The 243-nt window shown below is 65.0% G+C and carries 1 protein-coding gene; it reads left to right on the forward strand.

What is annotated here, in order from left to right; translation table 11 throughout:
* A partial coding sequence (locus tag L981_RS32235; RefSeq protein ID WP_043626627.1) for an isocitrate/isopropylmalate family dehydrogenase occupies nt 1-243 on the forward strand: 243 nt, incomplete at both ends.

The following is a 243-nucleotide window of genomic DNA, read 5'->3' on the forward strand; positions in this document are numbered from 1 at the left end:
TCGACGTCATCGTCACCGACAACCTGTTCGGCGACATGCTGTCGGACGTGGCCGCCATGCTCACCGGTTCGCTCGGCATGCTGCCCTCGGCCTCGCTTGGCGCGCCGGACGGTGTCAGCGGCAAGCGCAAGGCGCTCTATGAGCCGGTGCATGGATCGGCCCCGGACATTGCCGGTAAGGGCATTGCCAACCCGATCGCGATGATCGCCTCCTTTGCCATGTGCCTGCGCTACTCCTTCAACC

Source organism: Ensifer sp. ZNC0028 (genome assembly GCF_000799055.1).
Classification (GTDB): Bacteria; Pseudomonadota; Alphaproteobacteria; order Rhizobiales; family Rhizobiaceae; genus Ensifer.